Below are 433 nucleotides of genomic sequence, written 5' to 3'. Positions count from 1 at the left end.
CCCGAGAGGAGAAGGTTCGGCACAGGTGCAGCCAGCCCGTAACAACCAGTAGAGGACAGCAGCAGCCTGACCAGTGACCAGCCAGATACACTTACTGACCGTTGTGAGTGTCGTTGGGGGTTGGAGCTGGTGCTGATTCTGCCTGGGCGCGCTTGGCTTTTTGTGCCGCCTCCCACTCTGCCACGTCCTCACGATAAATATCCCACACACAGCGATCACAGCCACTTTCACAGCACTCGTAATCCCCTGGTGGTAATGGCTTGTCGTCTGGAATCTGCTCTGCCATCACGGCCTCCGGTGTAAATAACGCCAGTATATCAGCCCATTAGCGTAATCGCAGTGCAGCTCCTGAGCCGTTGGCTACCCTTCCAGCCGATACTCTCCGGCATCCAGCATGCCTTCAAAAATACTCATCAGCCGGTGGGGCGTAATC

General features: G+C 56.4%; 1 protein-coding gene. It reads right to left on the bottom strand.

Translation table 11 applies throughout. The features are described from left to right. Positions 1-91: 91 nt before the first annotated feature. Positions 92-286, bottom strand: coding sequence for an oxidoreductase-like domain-containing protein (locus Q4563_RS16310; RefSeq protein ID WP_303432865.1), 195 nt, complete (start codon positions 284-286; stop codon positions 92-94). Positions 287-433: the final 147 nt, after the last annotated feature.

The organism is Gilvimarinus sp. 1_MG-2023 (genome assembly GCF_030548285.1).
Note: the sequence above shows the minus strand (reverse complement) of the source record. Positions and strands in the feature narration are given on the sequence as shown.

Excerpts from the sequence above, each read along its gene's own strand:
- Q4563_RS16310 (WP_303432865.1), bottom strand. The coding sequence starts at position 286 with ATGGCAGAGCAGATTCCAGACGACAAGCCATTACCACCAGGGGATTAC.